Origin of the sequence: Burkholderia sp. Bp8984 (assembly GCF_003853755.1) — a bacterium.
GTDB lineage: Bacteria > Pseudomonadota > Gammaproteobacteria > Burkholderiales > Burkholderiaceae > Burkholderia.
In genome coordinates this window covers 40,628-62,832 of the sequence record NZ_QTQN01000029.1, presented here as the reverse complement: position 1 = coordinate 62,832, position 22,205 = coordinate 40,628, and the positions used below count along the sequence as shown (strand labels likewise).

The following is a 22,205-nucleotide window of genomic DNA, read 5'->3' as shown; positions in this document are numbered from 1 at the left end:
GACTCGATCCGATCAATCGGCAAAGCGCACGGAAAGTGCAAGGAGAGGGCCATGATCGAAGCCATTTCGCTCGGCGCGGGGCTCGCGTGGGCGAGCGGGCTGCGCCTTTACCTGACGGTGCTGATCGCCGGCGTGCTCGCGCGGGTCGGCTGGCTCCATCTGCCCGACACGCTGGCGGTCCTGACGTCGCCGTGGGTCATCGGCGCCGCCGCCGTGCTCGCCGTCACCGAATTCCTTGCCGACAAGATTCCCGCGTTCGATTCGCTGTGGGACGCAGTCCACACCTTCATCCGCATTCCGGCCGGCGCGGTGCTGGCCGCCGGTGCGCTCGGCCATGCCGACCCGACCGTGCTCGCGGTCGCCGGGCTGGCCGGCGGCACGCTCGCCGGTGCCGCGCACGTCGCGAAGGCCGGCACGCGCGCGCTGATCAACCTGTCTCCCGAGCCGATCTCGAACTGGGTCGCATCGTCCACCGAAGACGGCCTCGTGTTCGGCGGCCTCGCACTCGCGTTCTTCGTTCCGCTTGCGTTCCTCGTGCTGCTCGCGGCGTTCATCGCGGCATCGGCCTGGGCGCTGCCGCGTCTGTGGCGCGGCGTGTCGGGCGGCTTCCGCGGGATGGCGAACCACATGGTGTCGCGGCTCAACTCGATCGGGGGCAAGCGCGATTGAAGGCGCCGTCAACCGCCGAGCGGCAGCGTCCTGACCCTTCGCCGGCCGGGCGGCCCGGCCATGCCGGCCGCTTCGGCTGGCACGACCTGATCCGCCAGGCCGCACGGATGACCGCACGCGACTGGCGTGCCGGCGAACTGACGCTGCTGGTGCTCGCGCTGGTGCTCGCGGTCGCCGCGCTGACGAGCGTCGGTTTCCTCGCCGACCGGTTGCGCCAGGGGCTCGAGCGCGACGCGCGCCAGATGCTCGGCGCCGATTTCGTCGTGCGTGCCGACCATCCCGTCGATCCGTCGTTCGATCGCGAGGCGCGCGCACTCGGCCTGCGCACCGCGACGACCGCGATCTTCCCGAGCATGATCGCGTCGGCCGCCGGCCGGCAGGCGAGCGACGCGGCGCCCGCGCGCCTCGCGGCCGTGAAGGCAGTGTCGCCCGGCTATCCGCTGCGCGGCGCGGTCGAGATCGTGCCGGCCGGCACCGCCGCCGCGCACAAGGCGGCCGCGATTCCCGCGCCCGGCACCGTGTGGGCCGATCCCGCGCTGCTCGATGCTTTGCATCTGAAGGCGGGGGATACCGTTCGTGTCGGGTTGCGCACGTTCACGGTCGCCGCGTCGATCTCCCGCGAACTCGATCGCGGCTTCTCGTTCGTCAATTTCTCGCCGCGGCTGATGATGCGCGCGGACGAGCTTGCCGCGACCGGGCTCACCGGCTACGGCAGCCGCGTCACGTACCGGCTGCTGGTCGCCGGCGACACGCCGGCCGTCGCGCGCTTCGAGGCCTATGCGCACGGGCGCGTCGACGGCGGCAAGCTGCGCGGCGTCGGTCTCGAATCGCTGCAGGAAGGCCAGCCGCAGGTGCGCCAGACGCTCGATCGCGCGCGCCATTTCCTGACGCTCGTCGCGCTCCTGACCGCATTGCTCGCGGCGGTCGCGATCGCGATGGCCGCGCAGCGCTACATGCGGCGCCATCTGGACGGCTGCGCGACGATGCGCTGCCTCGGCGTGAGCCGGCGCACGCTCGGCGCGCTGTTCGCGCTCGAATTCGCCGGCCTCGGCATCGTCTCGGGCGTCGCCGGCGCGGTGCTCGGCTACGGCGGCCACTGGGCGCTCCTGGCGGCGCTCGGCGGCCTGATCGACGTCGCGCTGCCGCCGCCGACGCTTTGGCCCGCGCTCGTCGGTATCGGCACCGCGCTCGTGCTGCTGCTCGGCTTCGCGTTGCCGCCGCTCGCGCCGCTCACGCGCGTGCCGCCGGTGCGCGTGTTGCGGCGCGACTGGGGGGACGCGTCGCGCACCGCGTGGGCCGCGTATGCGCTCGGTGTCGTGCTGTTCGCGGGGCTGCTGATCGTCGCGGCGGGCAACCTGAAGCTCGGGCTGATCGTCACCGGCGGGTTCGCCGGCGCCCTGGTCGGTTTCTCGCTGATCGCGCGGCTCGTGCTGTACGCGGCGGCGCGCGCGGTGCGCGATGCGCGCGTGGCGGCGGGCATCGGCTGGCGCTATGCGCTCGCGTCGCTGCACCGGCGCGGCACGGCGAGCGCGCTGCAGATCACCGCGCTCGCGCTGGGCCTGATGTGCCTGCTGCTGATCGCGATCACGCGCAACGATCTCGTCGCCGGCTGGCGGCAGTCGATGCCGCCCGATGCACCGAACCAGTTCCTGATCGACATCCAGCCCGACCAGCGCGACGACGTCGCGGCGTGGCTCGCCGCGCACGGCGTGCGCGATGCGGTGCCCGCGCCGACGGTGCGCGGCCGGCTCGTCGCGATCAACGGCAAGCCGGTGAACCCGCAAGCGTATCCGTCCGACGAGGCGCGCCGGCTCGTCGATCGCGAGTTCAACCTGTCGTATACGACCGAGCTGCCGCCCGACAACCGGATCGTCGCAGGCGACTGGTTCGGCAATTCGGCCAGCCCGCAGATCTCGATCGAGGCCGGGCTGGCGCAGACGCTGAACGTGAAGCCGGGCGACACGCTGCGCTTCGACGTGACGGGGCTGACGATCGATGCCCCGGTCACCAGCGTGCGCAAGCTCGACTGGGGCACGTTCCGCGTCAACTTCTTCGTGCTGATGCCGCCACCGGTGCTGAAGGATTTCCCGGCCGTCTACCTGACGAGCTTCCACCTGCCGGCCGAGCAGGCGGCGCTGCTCGATCCGCTGATCGCGCGCTACCCGAACCTGACCGCGATCGACATCGCGCCGATCCTCGCGCAGCTGCAACGGATGATGCTGCAGGTGGTCGGCGCGGTGCAGTTCCTGTTTGCGTTCACGCTCGCGGCGGGCGTGCTGGTGCTGTACACGGCGCTGGCCGGCTCGCGCGACGAGCGCGTGCGCGAGGCCGCGCTGCTGCGCGCGCTCGGCGCGTCGCGCGCGCAGGTCAATGCGGTGCAGCGCGCGGAATTCATCGTCGTCGGCGCGCTGGCCGGCGCACTGGCTGCGGCGGGGGCGATCGCGGTCGGCTGGGTGCTCGCGTCGCGCGTGTTCGAGTTCCGGCTCGCCGTCGATCCGTGGCTCGTGCCGGCCGGCATCGCGGCCGGCGTCGCGTGCGCCGGTGCGGCCGGCTGGCTGAGCCTGCATAATGTGTTGCGGCGCCCGGCGCTGCAGTCGCTGCGCGACGCTTGAGCGCCGCCGGCGGCCCCGACTATCCCGTTTCCGATTATCCGTATGACCGATGTGAATGATGAAGCGCCGTCGCAGCCGACGGCGTTCGAGCTCGTGGGCGGCGAAGCCCGCGTGCGCGAGATGGTGGACCGTTTTTACGACCTGATGGACCTCGAGCCCGAGTTCGCGGAGATTCGCGCGCTGCATCCGGCGTCGCTCGACGGCTCGCGCGACAAGCTTTTCTGGTTCCTGTGCGGCTGGCTCGGCGGCCCCGATCACTACATCAGCCGGTTCGGCCATCCGCGGCTGCGCGCCCGGCACCTGCCGTTCCCGATCGCGTCGGTCGAGCGCGATCAGTGGCTGCGCTGCATGGCGTGGGCGATGGAGGACGTCGGGTTGCCCGAGCCGCTGCGCGAACGGCTCATGCATTCGTTCTACGACACGGCCGACTGGATGCGCAACCGGCCCGGTTGATCGACCGGTACGCCGCTGTCCGGACGCCGGGCGAACTGCGTCTGGGCGGCCGGCGCGGTGCGGCGCGACACTGGTCGTTTCCCCATCGATACGAGGTTCGCCCGATGATGACCCAGGCCCTGTTTCGCGACGATGCCTATCTGACGCAGTGCGAGGCCGTCGTCGCGGCCGTCGGCGAAGACGGCATCCGGCTCGACCGCACCGTGTTCTATCCGCTCGGCGGCGGGCAGGCCGGCGACAGCGGCACGCTGACGCTGCCCGACGGCAGCACGATCGCGATCGTCGACACGCGCAAGGCGAAGTTCGAAGGCGCAACGCCCGACGATGCCGTGCACGTGCCCGAGGCGGGCCAGGAAGCGCGCGTCGCGGCGCTCGCACCCGGCGCGCGCGTGGTCGCGGACATCGACTGGCTGCGCCGCTACCGGCGCATGCGATTGCATACGGCCGCCCACCTGATGTGCGCGGTGCTGCCTTACCCGGTCGACGGCTGCAGCGTGACGGCCGACTACGTGCGGCTCGATTTCGCGACGTCGGACACGATCGACCGCGTCGACGTCGAGCGCCGTCTCGCGGAACTGGTCCACGGCGCGCATGCGGTCACGACCGAATGGATCACCGACGCGGAGATGGCCGAGCGCCCCGAACTCGTGCGCACGATGAGCGTGAAGCCGCCGCTGGGGCTGGGCCGCGTACGGCTGCTGCGCATCGAAGGTGTCGATCTGCAGCCGTGCGGCGGCACGCATGTGCGCAATACGTCGGAAATCGGCGACCTGCGGGTCGCCAGACTTGAAAAGAAGAGTGCGCGGACACGGCGCCTCGTGCTGGAGTTTGCATGACGATCGACAACCTGACGGACAGCGCCGCGGCGCTCGATCCGCAAGCGCGCGAGATTCTCGATTTCTGGTTCGGCGAACCGGATTCGGCGGCGTTCGGCCATGCGCGCAAGGTGTGGTTCAACGGCGGCGCGGCGTTCGACGACGTGCTTCGTACGCGCTACGGTGCGTTGCTCGACGCAGCGTGCGACGGCGCGTGCGATCACTGGGCCGACACGCCGCTCGGCGCGCTCGCGCTGATCGTGGTCCTCGACCAGTTCTCGCGCAACATTCACCGCGGCACGCCGCGCGCGTTCGCCGCCGATCCGAGAGCGCTGGCGCTCGCGCGGCGCGTCGTCGCGGCCGGGTGGGACGCGCAGTTGCCGAGCGGCCATCACCGCGCGTTTGCGTACCTGCCGTTCGAACATGACGAGTCGGACGCGAGCCAGCGCGAGGCCGTGCGCCTGTGCGCTGGCATTCGCGGCGAGGCCGGGTGTGCGAGCTATCACGACTTCGCGTTGCGTCATGCGGCCGTGATCGGGCGTTTCGGCCGTTTTCCGCACCGGAACGCGATTCTCGGCCGTGCATCGACCGATGCGGAGGCGGCATTCCTGCGCGAGCCCGGCTCGTCGTTTTGACGGGCGGGGTGGCGGGATGGCGGGCATGAAGCCGCGCTTGCGCGCCGCTTGCGCTGGTCTTCCGGACATGACGACGGCGCCGTTTTGCGGCGCCGCCTTGCATTACTTCGTTTCGTGCGCTTCGGGCGTGCGCACGTAGACGCGCAGCAGCTCCTCGTCGTCGCCCGGGCGGGCGCCGGTCCAGAACAGTTTCCATTCGCTGCCCGGTGCCGGATCGACGGCCCGCACGCCCTGGACGATCATCCACGTGCAGCGCGTCGTCTTCGCGTCGTCGATCGGCGTGTGCTGGATACCGGAGAAGTAGTACATCATCGGCGCTTCCGATTCGCCGAGCCCGTGCAGGCTCGCCATGCAGTCGCCGTCGCTCCACTCGAGCGCGAGATGCGCGTTCAGGTCGTCGAACACCGACCGGTAGCTCTTCGCGACGTCGAGCCACGGCAGCAGCAGCGTATAAACGAGACCCCACGCGACCAGCGCGCCTGCGCCCCACGACAGCGCGCCGCGCCACAGGCCGGTCGTGCGCAGCTTCGGCAGCAGCGACAGCCAGCCGACCGTCAGCGCGAGCGCACCGATCACGAGCCCGGGCACGATCGGCATGGTCCAGTCGAGCGGCAGCCAGCGGCCGAGCACCGCGAGGTTCGCACGCGATGCACCGGGATCGGCCATGACCGCCCAGATCATCCACGCGAGCGCGACGACGGTGCCGAACAGCAGGCGGCTCAGGTAGTCCCATGCGAGATGCAGCCCGCGCGGCAGGCGGTCGATCGCCTGCGCGGCGACCAGCGCGAGCGGCGCGAAGAACGGCAGGATGTAGAGCTGGCGCGAGGTCGCGGACACTTGCAGCACCGCGAGGCCGATCCCGGCGAACAGCACGGGCAGCGCGATGCGCGGCGTGCGCCAGTCGCGCCATGCGCCTCGCGCCAGCGCGGCGATCGCGAGCGGCGCGACCGGGAAGCCGAGCAGCAGGAACGCACGCAGGATGAAGAACGGCTTGTCGTTTTCCGCGCCGAGTTCCGGCACCGAGAATCCGAAGAAGCGGCCGACATTGTTGTCCCAGAACCACGTCATGAACAGCGTCTCGGAACGCAGGAACAGCGCGGTTGGCCAGATGAGCGCGAACGGTGCGAACACCAGCGCGGCGACGCCGAGCGAGCGTGCGAACGCGCGCGTACGGCAGGCGGGGTAGAGCACCAGCGCGCCCGTGAGCGTGGCCGCGAACACGAGCGGCACGAACAGCCCCTTCGCCATCAGCGCGATGCCGACGCCCGCGCCGAAGAGCGGCGCGGCCCAGCGGCCGGACGGCCGCACCGGCAGCCCGTGCCGCATCTGCCGCGCCTGCGCGACGTGCCGCATCACGAGCTCGAGCAGCCCGCAGAAGCCCATTGCGGTGCCGGCGAACAGCGCGACGTCCGTCATCATGTCGTGCACGTGCTTGATCACGACGAGCGTGCCCGCGCTCAGCACGACGGGGCCGATCACGCGCAGGTCGAGCCAGCTGTCGGCCCGGCCGGCACTGCGGGCCGCGCGAGCGATGAAGCCGAACGCGAGCGCCGCGAACAGCGCGCTCGCGAGCCGTGCCGCGTCGTGCAGCGGCATTACCCGCTGCAGCAGCCACGCGAGGCTCGTCGCGACCCATGCGTAGAGCGGCGGCTTTTCCATGAACGGCTGGCCGGCGCTGGTCGGCACGACGAAGTCGCCCGTCTCGAGCATGTGCTGGATGATGCCGAACGTATAGGTTTCGTCCTGCTTCCACGGATCGTGGCCGAGCACGCCCGGCAGCGTATACGCGCACACCAGCGCGGCAACCAGCAGCCAGACGCGCCAGCCGAGCCGGAGGACGCGATCGCGGGTGGCGTTCGGTGCGGCGGCGCCGGCCACGGCAGGCGTGCCGGCGCCATCGAGTGTCGCGCTGAGGTTGGGATCGGCGGCTGAGCGTGCGTGCGCGGCCGAAGCGGGCACGGCCGTGCGTCGCCGGCCGGGCGCTGCGGTTCCTGGCATGGAAAAGATCTCGGTCGGGTCAAGCCGGTCCGGCGACATGGGCCGGGACCAATAAGGGTCGCATCGAGGCGAAATGACAGCCGGATGACCGGCCGTTTTTGGCTTGGCGCTAGTAGAACACGGAACCGTTACGGATGTTTACTGAAACAGCCGCGATATTGTGGAGATTTGTGGTGTCGTGACCACGGACGGCCCTGGTCGGCCGTTTTTCCGCCTTTTGGGGCGGGATTACCGGCCGCCGCCGACGTCGAGCAGGGCGCCCGTCGTGTAAGACGCCGCGTCGCCGAGCAGCCAGACGATCGCTTCCGCGATCTCCTGCGCTTCGCCGGCGCGGCCGAGCGGCGTCTGCGCGCCGAGGCGTGCCGCGCGGCCCGGCTGGCCGCCGCTCGCGTGGATTTCCGTCTCGATCAGGCCGGGGCGCACCGCGTTGACGCGTACGCCGTGCGGGCCGAGTTCCTTCGCGAGGCCGATCGTCAGCGAATCGACCGCGCCCTTCGAGCCCGCGTAGTCGACGTACTCGTTCGGCGAGCCGAGCCGGGACGCGATCGACGACACGTTGACGATCGCGCCGCCGCGCCCGCCGCGATCGGTGGACAGCCGGCGCGCGGCTTCGCGCGCGCACAGGTAGGCGCCGAGCACGTTGGTGTCGAACATCCGCCGCAGCCGTTCGACCGGCATGTCGGCGAGCGGCAGCGACGGCGCGACGATCCCCGCATTGTTGACGAGCGCGTCGAGGCGACCGAACGCGGTCGCGACCGTATCGAACATCGCGATGACGTCCGCTTCGTTCGCGACGTCGCCGGCGACGACGCACGCGCGTGCGCCGGCGTCGCGAACGGCTTGCGCGGTCAGTTCGGCCGCCGCCGCGTCGCGCGCGTAGTTGATGCCGACGTCCCAGCCGCGCCCGGCCGCGAGCACGGCGGTCGCGCGGCCGATGCCGCGGCTCGCGCCGGTGATGAGGACGGCCTTGCGCTCGGACGGTGCGGGCATCGCGTGCGGCTCCCGATGAACGTTACTTGGCCGCGTCGGTTGCCCATTTTTCCTGGGCGAGCGGCTGGTAGCGGCGCAGCTGTTCGATCAGCGCGACCGGTTCGGCGTCGATGCACAGTGCGTCGAAGTAGGCCGGGCGCATGAAGCCTTCGTCGACCGTATGGCGCAGCAGCGCGATCAACGGATCGTAGAACGAATCGATGTTGTACAGCGCGACGGGCTTGCGGTGATAACCGAGCTGCGCCCACGTATAGACCTCGAAGAATTCCTCGAGCGTGCCGGCGCCGCCGGGCATCGCGACGAACGCGTCGGACAGGTCGGCCATCATCTTCTTGCGGTGGTGCATGTCGGGTACGACGTGCAGCTCGGACAGCCCGGTATGGCCGACTTCCTTGTCGACGAGCAACTCGGGGATCACGCCGACCGCACGGCCGCCGGCCGCCATCACTTCATCGGCGATCACGCCCATCAAACCGACGCGGCCGCCGCCGTAGACGAGCGTGAGGCCCGCATTGACGAGCGCGCGGCCGAATGCGCGCGCGGCGTCCGCATAGACGGGCCGCACGCCGGACGACGAGCCGCAGTAAACACAGACTGCCTTCATTGTTTCGTATCCTTCGCGGCGGGCTTGGCGGCGACCGGGCTGCCCGCGGGGCGGGGCGAACCGTCGCGCGGCGGCAGGTAGTCGGTGAACTGGCGCTTGGGCAGCTTGCCGGAGACGAGATCGTCGAACAGCTGGCGCGAACGGCCGCGCAGGTACGGGGCCATGATCGAGATCACGTGCATGCTCACCTGGTGCAGCTCTTCGCGGATCGCGTCCTGGTCGTTGTACTTGCGCGGGTGCATCACGTACTGATACGACAGCCAGTACGTCGAGATCACCGCCATGTTGGTGGCGATGACTTCGATCTCGGCGGGCGTCGCGACCATTTCGGCGTCGGACACGAGCAGTTCGCACATCTCGTGCGCGAAGCGCACCTTGTGACTGATGATCTGCTTGAAGTGCGTCTCGAGCGTGCGGTTGCGCGCGAGCAGGTCGTTGAGGTCGCGATACAGGAACCGGTAGGTCCACATGAAATCGGCCATGTACTGCAGGTACGACCAGGTCTCGTCGATCGTCGGACGGTGATCTTCGGGGAAGCGCAGCCGCCGTTCGATCTGCTGCTCGAACTGCGCGAAGATGCTGTTGATGATGTCGTCCTTGTTGCGGAAATGGTAGTACAGGTTGCCTGGACTGATTTCCATTTCCTCGGCGATCGTCGTGGTCGTGACGTTCGGCTCGCCGATCTCGTTGAAGAGTTTCAACGACAACTCGAGAATCCGTTCGCGGGTGCGGCGGGGAGGTTTCGCTTCCATGTCGTCCGGCCCTGTGTGTGCCGGACTGGCGGGCGCTGCAATCGATGCTGCGGGATTCGTCCGGCGCGGGTTGCTGTTCTAAGTCTGGCGGACGATTATAAACCGCGGTTTCCTTGCATCGGGCGCATTTCGTGATCGCGATGCGTTCCACGCATGGTGCGCCGCCGCACGCGGGCGGCGTCGCGGGGGTTGCTAGAAGCCGAGCCAGCGGGCGATCACCGGCCCGAGCACGAAGCCCCACGTCGTCACGCACGCGAACAGCGCGACCGTGACCGCCGCGCTGCCGAGATCCTTCGCGCGCTTCGACAATTCGTGGCGCTCGAGCGAGATGCGGTCGATCGCAGCCTCGACGCTCGAGTTCAGCAGCTCGACGATCAGCACGAGCAGCACCGACGCGATCAGCAGCGCGCGCGATGCGGCGGGGACCGGTGAGAACGCACCGATCGGCAGCATCAGCGCGGCGAGCGTGAGCTCCTGGCGAAACGCGCTCTCCTCGCGGATCGCGACGCGAAACCCGTTCAGCGAATGCTTGAGCGCGTACCACGCGCGCGTGATGCCGCGGTGGCGCTTGTACGGGTTCGGCGGCAGCGGCGCCAGGCGATCGTCGGGGCCGAGCGGTTCGTGCGGGTGCACGTCCGCGTCGGCGTGCGGCTCTTCTTCGTCGAACGGACGATGCAGTGGCGCCGTGATGGCAGGGGACGGGGTCTTGTCGTTCAGGTCTCGTTTCAAACGGCGGCACCTTCGGCGGGCGAGTACGCAGTCTTCGGCAGCGGCTTCAGATGCGACGCGAACTGCTCGGACGCCGCGCGCCACGAGAAGCGTTCGGCCCACGCGCGGGCCGTCTCGCGTTCGATCTTCAGCGCCTCCAGGCAGGCTTCCTGCAGGTCTTCGTGCATCGCGCCGGCATCGCCCCCGCCCAGCACGTCGATCGGGCCCGTGACGGGGTAGGCGGCGACCGGCGTGCCGCACGCGAGCGCCTCCAGCAGCACGAGGCCGAACGTGTCGGTGCGACTCGGGAACACGAACACGTCGGCCGCAGCATACACCTTGGCGAGCTCGGCTTGCGACAGTACGCCAAGATAGTTCGCTTCCGGGTAGCGCGACTTCAGCTCGGCGAGCGCCGGACCTTCGCCCGCGACCCACTTCGAGCCGGGCAGGTCGAGGCGCAGGAACGCCTCGACGTTCTTCTCGATCGCGACGCGGCCCACGTACAGGAAGATCGGCCGGGCGGTGTTGAGCACCTTCGACTCCATCGGCCGGAAGATGTCGAGATCGACGCCGCGCGTCCACAGCACGACGTTCGTGAAGCCGAACTTCTCGAGGTCCTGCTTCACGACCGGGGTCGGCGCCATCACCGCGAGCGACGGCCCGTGGAACCAGTGCAGGAACTTGTAGGTCGCCGACAGCGGAATCCCGAAGCGCGCCTGCACGTATTCCGGAAAGCGCGTGTGATACGCGGTCGTGTACGGCAGCTTGCGCGCGCGTGCATAGCGTCGCGCGGCGAGGCCGAGCGGGCCTTCGGTCGCGATGTGCAGCGCGTCGGGTGCGAACGCATCGATCCGCGCGCGCAGCTTGCGGTACGGCAGGATCGACAGGCGGATCTCGGGATAGGTCGGGCAGGGCACCGTGCGGAATTCCAGCGGCGTCAGCATTTCGACCCGGTGGCCGAGCGCGGTGAGTTCGCGGGTGGTGCTCTTCAGCGTGCGCACGACGCCGTTGACCTGCGGTTCCCACGCGTCGGTGACGATCATGATCTTCATCGCGGCATGTGTCCTGTAAGTGGAGTTGTGTCAGGCAGTGGCCTTGGCCTTGCGCGACGGGGCAACGGACGGCGCGGTGCGCATCGCCGTCCAGTAGACGACCTTCAGTTCGCCTTCCATCGTCTCGACGAGCGCGGACAGGCTCTCGACCCAGTCGCCGTCGTTGCAGTACAGCACGCCGTCGATGTCGCGGATCTCCGCCTTGTGGATGTGCCCGCACACGACGCCGTCGCAGCCGCGGCGGCGCGCCTCGTCGGTCATCACGGTCTCGAACTGCGAGATGAAGTTCACCGCGTTCTTCACCTGGTGCTTCAGGTACTGTGACAGCGACCAGTACTGGAACCCGAGCCGGCTGCGGATCCGGTTGAACCAGCGGTTCAGCACGAGGATCAGCGTGTAGAGCGTGTCGCCGAGATACGCGAGCCATTTCGCGTGCTGGATCACGCCGTCGAACAGGTCGCCGTGCACGATCCACAAACGTTTGCCGGCGAGCGTCGTGTGGAACGCCTCGCCGCGCACCTGGATGTCGCCGAATGCGAGGTCGCAGAACTGCCGCGCGCCTTCGTCGTGGTTGCCCGGGATGTAGACGACCTGCGTGCCCTTGCGCGCCTTGCGCAGTACCTTCTGCACGACGTCGTTGTGCGCCTGCGGCCAGTACCAGCCCTTCTTCAGCTGCCAGCCGTCGATGATGTCGCCGACGAGGTACAGGTATTCCGAATCGTTGTGGCGCAGGAAATCGAGCAGGTACGGCGCCTGGCAGCCGCTCGAGCCGAGATGGATGTCGGACAGCCAGATCGTGCGGTAGCGATGCGTGGACGGCTCGGGGTCGTCGCGCTGCGTGACGTGTGCGGCCGCCGGTTCGTGCGGCGAAAGGGCATCGGTTGCGGCCGAGCCGGACAGGAAGGCAGTGACGGCGCGGGCGCCGAGCGGTTGACGGAACAGGGAGGTCGCGGACGTTTTCTGGCCCATGCATGACTCGCGCCGGTTGACATTACCGGCATTGCGCCATGCGGGCGTGACCATGCCGTGACAGTCACGAGACGTTCTTATTACTGTCGTCGCGGCGTGTTTAGCAGTGAATGTGGCGATGTTGCGTAATCTGCCGAACCGACCGGTCTGCGGTTGCCGTGCAAGCCGCGCGGGGCGGGCGTGTGGGCGGTTTCGAGGGGTTTTGTCTGATGAATGTGCGAATGCATGAATGCACGGAGCCGTCCCGCGATCACGCGATAACGCGAACCGCGCGGGTCAGCGCGGAATCGCGACGACGCGTGTGCGGGCGATGCGGTCGTGCGGAAACTGGCGATCGCTATGCAGGCAGGCGGCGCCGGCCCATACGACGATCCACGCGGCGGCGAGCGCGAGCGTGACGGGCACCGACAGGCCGAGGAGCGGATGCAGCGCGAGCGGCGGCAGGAACCACAGCCAGCCGAGCGCGTAGCGGACGAGCGCGTGGCCGGCGTTCAGCGGCCGGCCGCTCGACGATTCGAGCCGCAGCCGCCAGGTCTTCATCGGCAGCGTCTGGCCGCCATGGGTCCAGAACCAGACGAAGTACGCGCCGACGACGAGTGCGATCCACGCGGCGAGCAGGTTGTGATGGACGAGGCCGTTGCGCTGCTGCGTCGCGAGGCTGAAGGCGAGGGCGGCGAAGAATACGACGCCGAACAGCAGCACGGCTTCGTACAGCATCGCCGCGAGGCGCCGCCGCACGGACGGCGCGGCGGCGACGGCCGGGGCCTCGGTTGCGGGGGCGCTTGCCACGGCGGGTCAGGAACCCTTGAACATCGACGGCGCGTCGGCCGGCGACACGGGCGTGACGGTCGCGGGTGCGGGGGCGGTGCCGGACGTGGCCGATGCGGTCACCGGCGGCGCGCCGGCGCCGGCCGATGCGGGCGCCGGCGCCGGAACAGGATTGCTCGCCGGATGTTCGTGCGAATTGACGAGACGGCGCACGTCGCGGTCGGCGACGGTCGGCGGCGCGCTGACGACGCTCGGCCGGCGCCGGCGCTCGGTCGCGGCGAGGCGCTGCTTCTGTTCTTCGGGCAGTTGCTGGTAGGCCTTCCATGCGCGCTCGCGCGCCTGCGCGGAAAGCTCCTTCGCGCTCTGGTAATTCTCGCGCGCGACGCGGCGCTGCTCGGGCGTCATCCGCGCCCACTCGGACATCCTGTCCTGCAGGTGCTTCTGCTCATCGGGCGTCAATTTCGCGAAACGGGACGCGATCTTCAGCCATTTGCGCTTGCGCGCATCGCTGAAGCCATCCCACTGATCGGCGAACGGCGCGAGTGCCGCGCGTTGCGCGGGCGTCAGGCGCGCCCACGAGAGCGGGCCGTTGGCGGCCGGCAGCGGCAGGGGCAGCGGGGCGAGTTCGGTGGTCAGGCCGGCCGCGGCCGAGGTCGGCGCGGGCGCGCTGCTGGCCGCGGCGGAGACCGTCGCGGGGGGCGGGTTGAATCGGGAATAGGTGGCGACGTAGGAAATGGCGATCGCGATCACGCATCCGAAAAATACGGCCAGGCCGCGTTTCTGACTCACCCGTGCGATCCCCTCGTTATTGTCTGTTTGTTAGCGTGTGTGCGAAAGATACGCGTTGAACCCGTGATCGAGATACGCGTTGAGCGGCAGGTCGTCGCTGAGCATCGCCGCGTCGATGTCGGCGAGTTCGGCGGTGCGCTGCATGTCTTCCCAGTACGCGATGCCGACGAGCCCCGCGAGCAGCAGCGCGAGCGGCCACGCGCGCAGCAGGCGGCGCGCGAACGACGTCTGCGGACGGCTCGCGGGCGGCGTGCCGTATGCGGCGGCGGCACCGGCGAAGGCGGGCACGAACACCGGCGCGGTGGCGGCTTCCGGCTTCTTGCGCGCGAGCGCGGCCCGGCGCGCGACGGCCAGACGATCGGTGGTCGCGGCAGGCAGCGCCGCGGCACGTTCGTCCAGTGCGCGGCGGACCTTCAGCGCGAATTCGTGTTCTCGATTTACGGGAGCGGAGCTCATAGCGTGATTCCTTTGGCCTTGAGCGCTTGCGCCAGGGCATGGGTGGCTCGCGAGCAGTGCGTCTTGACGCTGCCTTCGGAGCACCCCATTGCGGCGGCAGTCTCGGCGACATCCATATCTTCCCAATAACGCATCAGGAACGCTTCCCGTTGACGCGTCGGAAGTTTCTGGATTTCTTCGTCGATCAGGGCCAGAACCTGCTCCCGCTCGAGGCGGTGCTCGGTGCTCTCGACACCTGCATTGTCGTCCGCCGACTCGAGCGTTTCCAGTGGATCGAAGTCCTCGTCGTCCGTATTGTTGAGCGACGAGAACAGCGTGACCCAGGTATTGCGGACCTTCTGCCGGCGGAACCAGTCGTGGATCGCGTTCTGCAGGATCCGCTGGAACAGCAGCGGCAGTTCGGCCGCCGGCCGGTCGCCGTATTTCTCCGCCAGCTTGATCATCGCGTCCTGCACGATGTCGAGCGACGCATCGTCGTCACGCACGGCGTACGCAGCCTGCTTGAACGCGCGCCTTTCGACGCCCGCCAGAAAGTCGGCGAGTTCCTTGTCTGATGCCATTCCGTAAAGGTATGCGCTGCGGACTGCGGCGTGTGAAAGGTCGAAAAATTTCGTAAAACCCGCGGATGCTAACAAATTTTCGCGCGACTTGGCACCGGTTGCGGCTCGCCCCGTTGCATGCGAGCCGCGTCCGCGGCCCGCCGGGCGGGGCGCATGATGCGCTGCGGGATATTTTGCTTGACGACCCAATCATGACCCGCTATCGTCAGCGATTCGCAACATGAAGTGATGGTCTCATTTGAGGCTGGCCCAAGAAGCCCGCCCTTCAAACTGGACGCGCCGCTTGAACCCGAGCCACAAGCCCGGCAGAGAGCACCCGATCAATTTTTTGCCGAAAATTCGAAAGGTCAAAATGAACATGCCCAGCGCGGAATTCTCCACGTCGGAACCCCTTTCCCCTCCCGATAGCGACTCCATCGGCGCCACCGTGCTCATGAAGGCACTGGCCGACGAGAACGTCGAATTCATCTGGGGCTACCCCGGCGGCTCGGTACTCTACATCTACGACGAGCTTTACAAGCAGGACAAGATTCAGCACGTGCTGGTGCGCCACGAACAGGCGGCCGTGCACGCAGCCGATGCATATGCGCGTTCCACCGGCAATGTCGGCGTCTGTCTCGTGACGTCCGGCCCCGGTGTCACCAATGCGGTGACCGGCATCGCGACGGCCTACATGGATTCGATCCCGATGGTCGTGATCAGCGGCCAGGTGCCGACTGCCGCGATCGGCCAGGACGCGTTCCAGGAATGCGATACGGTCGGCATCACGCGTCCGTGCGTGAAGCACAACTTCCTCGTGAAGGACGTGCGCGACCTCGCGGAAACCGTCAAGAAGGCGTTCTACATCGCCCGCACCGGCCGTCCGGGCCCGGTGCTGATCGACATCCCGAAGGACATCTCGAAGACGCCGTGCCAGTACGAGCCGGTCAAGAGCGTGTCGCTGCGCTCGTACAACCCCGTCACGAAGGGCCATTCGGGCCAGATCCGCAAGGCCGTGTCGCTGCTGCTGTCGGCGAAGCGTCCCTATATCTACACGGGCGGCGGCATCATCCTCGCCGATGCGGCACGCGAACTGAACCAGTTCGCCGACCTGCTCGGCTACCCGGTCACGAACACGCTGATGGGCCTCGGCGGCTATCGCGCGTCGGACAAGAAATTCCTCGGCATGCTCGGCATGCACGGCACCTACGAAGCGAACATGGCGATGCAGCACTGTGACGTGCTGATCGCGATCGGCGCGCGCTTCGACGACCGCGTGATCGGCGACCCGGCGCACTTCGCGTCGCGTCCGCGCAAGATCATCCACATCGACATCGACCCATCGTCGATCTCGAAGCGCGTGAAGGTCGACATCCCGATCGTCGGCGACGTGAAGGAGGTGCTGAAGGAACTGATCGAGCAGTTGCAGACGGCCGAGCACGGTCCCGACACCGACGCGCTCGCGCAATGGTGGAAGGACATCGAAAGCTGGCGCGCGAAAGACTGCCTGAAGTTCGACCGCGACAGCGAGATCATCAAGCCGCAGTACGTGGTCGAGAAGGCGTGGGAGCTGACGGACGGCAACGCGTTCGTGTGCTCGGACGTCGGCCAGCACCAGATGTGGGCCGCGCAGTTCTACCGTTTCAACAAGCCGCGTCGCTGGATCAACTCCGGCGGCCTCGGCACGATGGGCTTCGGCCTGCCGGCAGCGATGGGCGTCAAGATGGCGCACCCGGACGACGACGTGCTGTGCATCACGGGCGAAGGCTCGATCCAGATGTGCATCCAGGAACTGTCGACCTGCCTGCAGTACGACACGCCCGTGAAGATCATTTCGCTGAACAACCGCTATCTGGGCATGGTCCGCCAGTGGCAGCAGATCGAATACAGCAAGCGCTATTCGCATTCGTACATGGATGCGCTGCCCGATTTCGTGAAGCTCGCCGAAGCGTACGGCCATGTCGGCATGCGGATCGAAAAGACCTCGGATGTGGAGCCGGCGCTGAAGGAAGCGCTGCGCCTGAAGGACCGCACCGTGTTTCTCGACTTCCAGACCGATCCGACCGAAAACGTCTGGCCGATGGTACAGGCCGGCAAAGGCATCACCGAGATGCTGCTCGGATCGGAAGATCTGTAACGGCGCGACGCGCGTCCAGGCCGGGAGCGGCCGCCTTCACGAAGGGCGGTGCGGCACCGGGCGGCGCGCGGCGCGAGTGAATCGACACGGACACATTCTGGAAGAAGCGAACATGAGACACATCATTTCCGTCCTGCTGGAAAACGAACCGGGCGCGCTGTCGCGCGTGGTCGGTCTGTTTTCCGCACGCGGCTACAACATCGAAACCTTGACGGTGGCGCCGACCGAAGACCAATCGCTGTCGCGGCTCACCATCGTTTCCATTGGCTCCGACGACGTGATCGAACAGATCACGAAGCATCTGAACCGCCTGATCGAGGTGGTGAAAGTGGTGGACCTGACCGACGGTGCACACATCGAACGCGAGCTGATGCTGATCAAGGTACGTGCAGTGGGCAAGGAGCGCGAAGAAATGAAGCGGATGTCGGACATTTTCCGCGGCCGCATCATCGACGTGACCGAAAAGACCTACACGATCGAATTGACGGGCGCGAGCGACAAGCTCGACGCATTCATCCAGGGGCTGGACGCCACCGCGATCCTAGAGACCGTGCGTACCGGCAGCTCCGGCATCGGACGCGGCGAGCGCATCCTGAAGGTGTGATGCCGAAATTGCCAAAGAGGCACGCCGGGTGCGCCGTCATGTCCCGGCCCGCAGTACTCCATCTGAACGAATTGTTGAATTTTTGAATTAGCGAAGGAACCATCATGAACGTTTTCTACGACAAAGACGCTGACCTCTCCCTCATCAAGGGCAAGCAAGTCACGATCATCGGCTACGGCTCGCAAGGCCATGCACACGCACTGAACCTGAAGGACAGCGGCGTGAACGTTACGGTCGGCCTTCGCAAGGACGGCGCGTCGTGGAGCAAGGCTGAAAACGCAGGCCTCGCGGTCAAGGAAGTCGCGGAAGCGGTGAAGGGCGCGGACGTCGTCATGATGCTGCTGCCGGACGAGCAGATCGCCGACGTGTACGCGAAGGAAGTGCACGCGAACATCAAGCAGGGCGCCGCACTGGCATTCGCGCACGGCTTCAACGTCCACTACGGCCAGGTGATCCCGCGCGCCGACCTCGACGTGATCATGATCGCGCCGAAGGCCCCGGGCCACACCGTGCGCGGCACGTACTCGCAAGGTGGCGGCGTGCCGCACCTGATCGCGGTTGCGCAGAACAAGTCGGGCGCGGCACGCGATATCGCGCTGTCGTACGCGGCAGCGAACGGCGGCGGCCGTGCCGGCATCATCGAGACGAACTTCCGTGAAGAGACCGAAACCGACCTGTTCGGCGAGCAGGCCGTGCTGTGCGGCGGTACCGTCGAGCTGATCAAGGCAGGTTTCGAGACGCTGGTCGAAGCCGGCTACGCGCCGGAAATGGCGTACTTCGAGTGCCTGCACGAACTGAAGCTGATCGTCGACCTGATCTACGAAGGCGGCATCGCGAACATGAACTACTCGATCTCGAACAACGCCGAGTACGGCGAGTACGTGACGGGCCCGCGCGTCGTCACGGAAGAGACGAAGAAGGCGATGAAGCAGTGCCTGACCGACATCCAGACGGGCGAGTACGCCAAGAGCTTCATCCTCGAGAACAAGGCAGGCGCCCCGACGCTGCAGTCGCGCCGCCGCCTGACGGCCGAGCACCAGATCGAGCAGGTCGGTGCGAAGCTGCGCGCGATGATGCCGTGGATCGCGAAGAACAAGCTCGTCGACCAGACGAAGAACTAAGCACCGCGTGCTGCTCCGGCCCTTCGAGTGGAGGGTCGGTTTCAAAAAGCCGTCCGAAGGCAGCAGTGCCCCGGGCGGCTTTTGCTATCCTACGGGCTTTGCAATTCACCGAACACCGAACGAACCCATGAACTATCCTCATCCGATCATCGCGCGCGAAGGCTGGCCGTTCATCGCGATTGCAGCCGTCATCGCGTTGTTGATCCACGCCGTCGGGGGCTTCGGCTTCGCGTGGCCGTTCTGGCTGCTGCTCGTCTTCGTCGTCCAGTTCTTCCGCGATCCGCAGCGCCCGATCCCGGCGCAGCCGAATGCGGTGCTGTGCCCGGCCGACGGCCGCATCGTCGCGGTCGAGACCACGCAGGATCCGTACGCGAACCGCGAAGCGCTGAAGATCAGCGTGTTCATGAATGTCTTCAACGTCCATTCGCAGCGTTCGCCGGTCGACGGCGCGATCTCCAAGGTCGAGTACTTCCCGGGCGCGTTCCTGAACGCGGCGATCGACAAGGCGTCGACCGAGAACGAGCGCAATGCGGTCGTGATCCAGACGGCGAGCGGCAAGACCGTCACCGCCGTGCAGATCGCCGGCCTCGTCGCCCGCCGGATCCTCTGCTACGTGCGCGCCGGCGAGCCGCTGTCGCGCGGCCAGCGCTACGGTTTCATCCGCTTCGGTTCGCGCGTCGACGTGTATCTGCCGCTCGGCAGCCGCGCGAAGGTGTCGATCGGCGAGAAGGTCTACGCGTCGTCGACGATCCTCGCCGAGCTCGAACAGTAAGCGGCGGGGCGCACGATGGCCGCATTCAAACCGCGTCGGCCGCGTAACGGCTCCGGCCAGACGCCACGTCCGTTCCGCCGCAACAAGGGAATGGCGCCCGATCCCGCGCCGCTCGAGAGCCGCCGCGCCGCGCGCCAGCGGTTCCTGAAGACGCGTGGCATCTACCTGCTGCCGAACGCATTCACGACCGCCGCGCTGTTCTGCGGCTTCTTTGCGGTCGTGCAGGCGATGAACGTGCGCTTCGAGATCGCCGCGATCGCGATCTTCGTCGCGATGGTGCTCGACGGGATGGACGGGCGCGTCGCGCGCATGACGCATACGCAAAGCGCGTTCGGCGAACAGTTCGACAGCCTGTCGGACATGGTGTCGTTCGGCGTCGCGCCCGCGCTCGTGATGTACGAGTGGGTGCTGAAGGATCTCGGCCGCTGGGGCTGGCTCGCCGCGTTCGTCTATTGCTCGGGCGCCGCGCTGCGTCTCGCGCGCTTCAACACGAACATCGGCAGCGTCGACAAGCGCTTCTTCCAGGGGCTGCCGAGCCCGGCCGCCGCCGCGCTGATCGCCGGCTTCGTCTGGCTCGCGACCGACAACCGCGTGCCGATGAAGCTCGGCTGGCTGCCGTGGGTCGCGTTCGCACTGACGATCTATGCGGGCGTGACGATGGTGTCGAACGCGCCGTTCTACAGCGGCAAGGCGCTCGACGTGCGGCACCGCGTGCCGTTCGCGGCGATCCTGCTGGTCGTCGTCGCGTTCGTGCTCGTGTCGTCCGATCCGCCGCTGATGCTGTTCTGCCTGTTCGTGCTGTACGGGCTGTCCGGCTACGTGTTCTGGGCCTACATGGCCGTGCGCGGACGGGCGAATCCCGCGCGCTCGTCGCAACGCGACCACTGACGCGCAACCTGTCCGGAAACGGCGGCCTCGGAGATGATTCCGGGCCGCCGTTTTCATTTGCCCCTTTTTCGTGCGTCGGAGCCCGGTATCCCGGGTGCCGTCCGATTGCGCACCCGACGGAATGTCGCTATAGTCTTCGGCATGACTGCATTTCCCCGCCTCTCCCTCCTTCTAGCCGGTGCGCCGCTACGCGCGCTAGCTTTGGCGCGCCTGCCGCGCTGACCGTTCTCGCCCTCCGTCAAGCCTCGTCTGTTGTTGAGCGTCGCCAGCGGTGGCGCGATCTCATTACGTTCGATTCCCGTATAAAGAGCCCTGGAGCCCCCCATGACAGACAAGCTGATCATTTTCGATACGACGTTGCGTGACGGTGAACAATCGCCCGGCGCGTCGATGACGAAGGAAGAGAAAATCCGCATCGCGAAGCATCTCGAGCGGATGAAGGTCGACGTGATCGAGGCCGGTTTCGCGGCCAGCTCGAACGGCGACTTCGACGCGATCCACACGATCGCCGGTCTCGTGAAGGACAGCACGATCTGCTCGCTGGCGCGCGCCAACGACAAGGACATCCAGCGTGCGGCCGACGCGCTGAAGCCGGCCAACAGCTCGCGGATCCACACGTTCATCGCGACGTCGCCGCTGCACATGGAAAAGAAGCTGCGCATGACGCCGGACCAGGTGTTCGAGCAGGCGCGCCTCGCGGTGCGCTTCGCGCGCAAGTTCACCGACAACGTCGAATTCTCGCCGGAAGACGGCAGCCGTTCGGATCTCGACTTCCTGTGCCGCGTGCTGGAAGCGGTGATCGCCGAGGGGGCGACGACGATCAACATCGCCGACACGGTCGGCTACGGCGTGCCGGAGCTCTACGGCAACCTCGTGAAGACGCTGCGCGAACGCATTCCGAACTCGGACAAGGCGATCTTCTCCGTGCATTGCCACAATGATCTCGGGATGGCGGTGGCGAACTCGCTCGCCGGCGTGAAGATCGGCGGCGCGCGCCAGGTCGAGTGCACGATCAACGGTCTCGGCGAGCGCGCGGGCAACACGTCGCTCGAGGAAATCGTGATGGCCGTGAAGACCCGCAAGGACTACTTCGGCCTCGACGTCGGCATCGACACGACGCAGATCGTGCCGACCTCGAAGCTCGTGTCGCAGATCACCGGTTTCGTCGTGCAGCCGAACAAGGCGGTGGTCGGCGCGAACGCGTTCGCGCACGCGTCGGGCATCCACCAGGACGGCGTGCTGAAGGCGCGCGACACCTACGAAATCATGCGCGCGGAAGACGTGGGCTGGACCGCGAACAAGATCGTGCTCGGCAAGCTGTCGGGCCGCAACGCGTTCAAGCAGCGCCTGCAGGAGCTCGGCGTGTCGCTCGACAGCGAAGCCGAACTGAACGCCGCGTTCATGCGCTTCAAGGACCTCGCCGACCGCAAGGCCGAGATCTTCGACGAAGACATCATCGCGATCGTCTCGGAAGAATCGGCGCTCGCGCACGAGCAGGAGCACTTCAAGTTCGTGTCGCTGTCGCAGCGATCGGAGACGGGCGAGCAGCCGCAGGCGAAGATCGTGTTCGCGGTCGAAGGCAAGGAAGTGACCGGCGAGGCACGCGGCAACGGGCCGGTCGACGCGACGTTCAATGCGATCGAGGGTGAAGTCGGCAGCGGTTCCGAACTGCTGCTGTACTCGGTGAACGCGATCACGACCGGCACGCAGGCGCAGGGCGAAGTGACGGTCCGGCTGTCGAAGAGCGGGCGGATCGTCAACGGTGTCGGCACCGATCCGGACATCGTCGCCGCGTCCGCGAAGGCGTACATCTCGGCGCTGAACAAGCTGCATTCGAAGGACGACAAGGTCAACCCGCAGCGCGCGTAAGCGCT

General features: G+C 67.5%; 22 protein-coding genes. 11 read left to right on the top strand and 11 right to left on the bottom strand.

Translation table 11 applies throughout. The annotated features are described in order from the left end of the window. The first annotated feature begins 51 nt into the window (after window positions 1-51). The 5 genes from DID98_RS25975 (at window position 52) to DID98_RS25955 (ending at window position 5,184) form a co-directional block, all read left to right on the top strand. Window positions 52-669, top strand: a complete 618-nt coding sequence (locus DID98_RS25975; RefSeq protein ID WP_044844688.1) for a DUF4126 domain-containing protein — start codon at window positions 52-54, stop codon at window positions 667-669. Continuing rightward, entirely contained in the window at window positions 666-3,281 is a 2,616-nt protein-coding gene (locus DID98_RS25970) for an FtsX-like permease family protein (protein WP_185640891.1), read from the top strand. The genes DID98_RS25975 and DID98_RS25970 overlap by 4 nt, the downstream gene beginning before the upstream one ends. Before the next feature lie 42 nt (window positions 3,282-3,323). Beyond that, on the top strand, window positions 3,324-3,734 hold the full coding sequence (locus tag DID98_RS25965) for a group II truncated hemoglobin (RefSeq protein WP_044844686.1): 411 nt from the start codon (window positions 3,324-3,326) through the stop codon (window positions 3,732-3,734). A 104-nt stretch (window positions 3,735-3,838) separates the two neighbouring features. Next, complete coding sequence (locus DID98_RS25960) at window positions 3,839-4,570, top strand: alanyl-tRNA editing protein (RefSeq protein WP_124487219.1); 732 nt, start codon at window positions 3,839-3,841, stop codon at window positions 4,568-4,570. Beyond that, entirely contained in the window at window positions 4,567-5,184 is a 618-nt protein-coding gene (locus tag DID98_RS25955; protein ID WP_044844684.1) for a DUF924 family protein, read from the top strand. Before DID98_RS25960 ends, DID98_RS25955 begins: the two co-directional genes overlap by 4 nt. Before the next feature lie 102 nt (window positions 5,185-5,286). Here the strand turns inward: DID98_RS25955 and DID98_RS25950 are convergent, their stop codons facing one another. From DID98_RS25950 to DID98_RS25900, 11 genes are all read right to left on the bottom strand, one after another. Continuing rightward, window positions 5,287-7,182: a glycosyl transferase gene (locus tag DID98_RS25950; RefSeq protein WP_124487220.1), complete on the bottom strand. Its 1,896-nt coding sequence runs from the start codon at window positions 7,180-7,182 to the stop codon at window positions 5,287-5,289. A 228-nt stretch (window positions 7,183-7,410) separates the two neighbouring features. Continuing rightward, window positions 7,411-8,172 carry an SDR family oxidoreductase gene (locus DID98_RS25945; RefSeq protein ID WP_124522480.1) on the bottom strand — a complete coding sequence of 254 codons (762 nt, stop codon included), beginning with the start codon at window positions 8,170-8,172 and terminating at the stop codon, window positions 7,411-7,413. A gap of 22 nt (window positions 8,173-8,194) precedes the next feature. After that, entirely contained in the window at window positions 8,195-8,776 is a 582-nt protein-coding gene (locus DID98_RS25940; RefSeq protein ID WP_124571642.1) for a TIGR00730 family Rossman fold protein, read from the bottom strand. Beyond that, window positions 8,773-9,528 carry a TetR/AcrR family transcriptional regulator gene (locus DID98_RS25935; protein WP_044844681.1) on the bottom strand — a complete coding sequence of 252 codons (756 nt, stop codon included), beginning with the start codon at window positions 9,526-9,528 and terminating at the stop codon, window positions 8,773-8,775. Before DID98_RS25935 ends, DID98_RS25940 begins: the two co-directional genes overlap by 4 nt. Window positions 9,529-9,720: 192 nt before the next feature. Then, entirely contained in the window at window positions 9,721-10,257 is a 537-nt protein-coding gene (locus DID98_RS25930) for a diacylglycerol kinase (RefSeq protein ID WP_044844680.1), read from the bottom strand. Beyond that, entirely contained in the window at window positions 10,254-11,288 is a 1,035-nt protein-coding gene (locus DID98_RS25925) for a glycosyltransferase family 1 protein (RefSeq protein WP_124522482.1), read from the bottom strand. Before DID98_RS25925 ends, DID98_RS25930 begins: the two co-directional genes overlap by 4 nt. Before the next feature lie 30 nt (window positions 11,289-11,318). Beyond that, window positions 11,319-12,257 (bottom strand): UDP-2,3-diacylglucosamine diphosphatase, encoded by a 939-nt coding sequence (locus DID98_RS25920; protein WP_124487222.1) that lies wholly within the window; start codon window positions 12,255-12,257, stop codon window positions 11,319-11,321. A 276-nt stretch (window positions 12,258-12,533) separates the two neighbouring features. Further along, window positions 12,534-13,046, bottom strand: coding sequence for an RDD family protein (locus DID98_RS25915; protein ID WP_124571641.1), 513 nt, complete (start codon window positions 13,044-13,046; stop codon window positions 12,534-12,536). A gap of 6 nt (window positions 13,047-13,052) precedes the next feature. Then, on the bottom strand, window positions 13,053-13,814 hold the full coding sequence (locus DID98_RS25910) for a DUF3106 domain-containing protein (RefSeq protein ID WP_124571640.1): 762 nt from the start codon (window positions 13,812-13,814) through the stop codon (window positions 13,053-13,055). A gap of 30 nt (window positions 13,815-13,844) precedes the next feature. Continuing rightward, window positions 13,845-14,270, bottom strand: coding sequence for a DUF3619 family protein (locus tag DID98_RS25905; RefSeq protein WP_044844675.1), 426 nt, complete (start codon window positions 14,268-14,270; stop codon window positions 13,845-13,847). After that, on the bottom strand, window positions 14,267-14,830 hold the full coding sequence (locus DID98_RS25900; RefSeq protein ID WP_040144687.1) for an RNA polymerase sigma factor: 564 nt from the start codon (window positions 14,828-14,830) through the stop codon (window positions 14,267-14,269). Before DID98_RS25900 ends, DID98_RS25905 begins: the two co-directional genes overlap by 4 nt. 352 nt (window positions 14,831-15,182) lie before the next feature. Between DID98_RS25900 and DID98_RS25895 the strand changes: the two genes are divergently transcribed. The 6 genes from DID98_RS25895 to DID98_RS25865 all read left to right on the top strand — a co-directional run bounded on the left by DID98_RS25895 (window position 15,183) and on the right by DID98_RS25865 (window position 22,200). After that, window positions 15,183-16,946: an acetolactate synthase 3 catalytic subunit gene (locus DID98_RS25895; protein WP_044844674.1), complete on the top strand. Its 1,764-nt coding sequence runs from the start codon at window positions 15,183-15,185 to the stop codon at window positions 16,944-16,946. Window positions 16,947-17,058: 112 nt separating this feature from the next. Further along, window positions 17,059-17,550, top strand: coding sequence for an acetolactate synthase small subunit (gene ilvN, locus DID98_RS25890; RefSeq protein ID WP_034207977.1), 492 nt, complete (start codon window positions 17,059-17,061; stop codon window positions 17,548-17,550). Between the two features lie 104 nt (window positions 17,551-17,654). Then, the gene (gene ilvC, locus DID98_RS25885) at window positions 17,655-18,671 is read left to right on the top strand and encodes a ketol-acid reductoisomerase (protein WP_044844673.1); all 1,017 of its coding nucleotides are present in this window, start codon (window positions 17,655-17,657) and stop codon (window positions 18,669-18,671) included. A 127-nt stretch (window positions 18,672-18,798) separates the two neighbouring features. Continuing rightward, window positions 18,799-19,443: a phosphatidylserine decarboxylase gene (locus DID98_RS25880; protein ID WP_039370565.1), complete on the top strand. Its 645-nt coding sequence runs from the start codon at window positions 18,799-18,801 to the stop codon at window positions 19,441-19,443. A gap of 15 nt (window positions 19,444-19,458) precedes the next feature. Continuing rightward, complete coding sequence (pssA, locus tag DID98_RS25875; RefSeq protein ID WP_044844672.1) at window positions 19,459-20,331, top strand: CDP-diacylglycerol--serine O-phosphatidyltransferase; 873 nt, start codon at window positions 19,459-19,461, stop codon at window positions 20,329-20,331. A 324-nt stretch (window positions 20,332-20,655) separates the two neighbouring features. Then, complete coding sequence (locus tag DID98_RS25865) at window positions 20,656-22,200, top strand: 2-isopropylmalate synthase (RefSeq protein WP_044844671.1); 1,545 nt, start codon at window positions 20,656-20,658, stop codon at window positions 22,198-22,200. The last annotated feature ends 5 nt before the right edge of the window (window positions 22,201-22,205 follow it).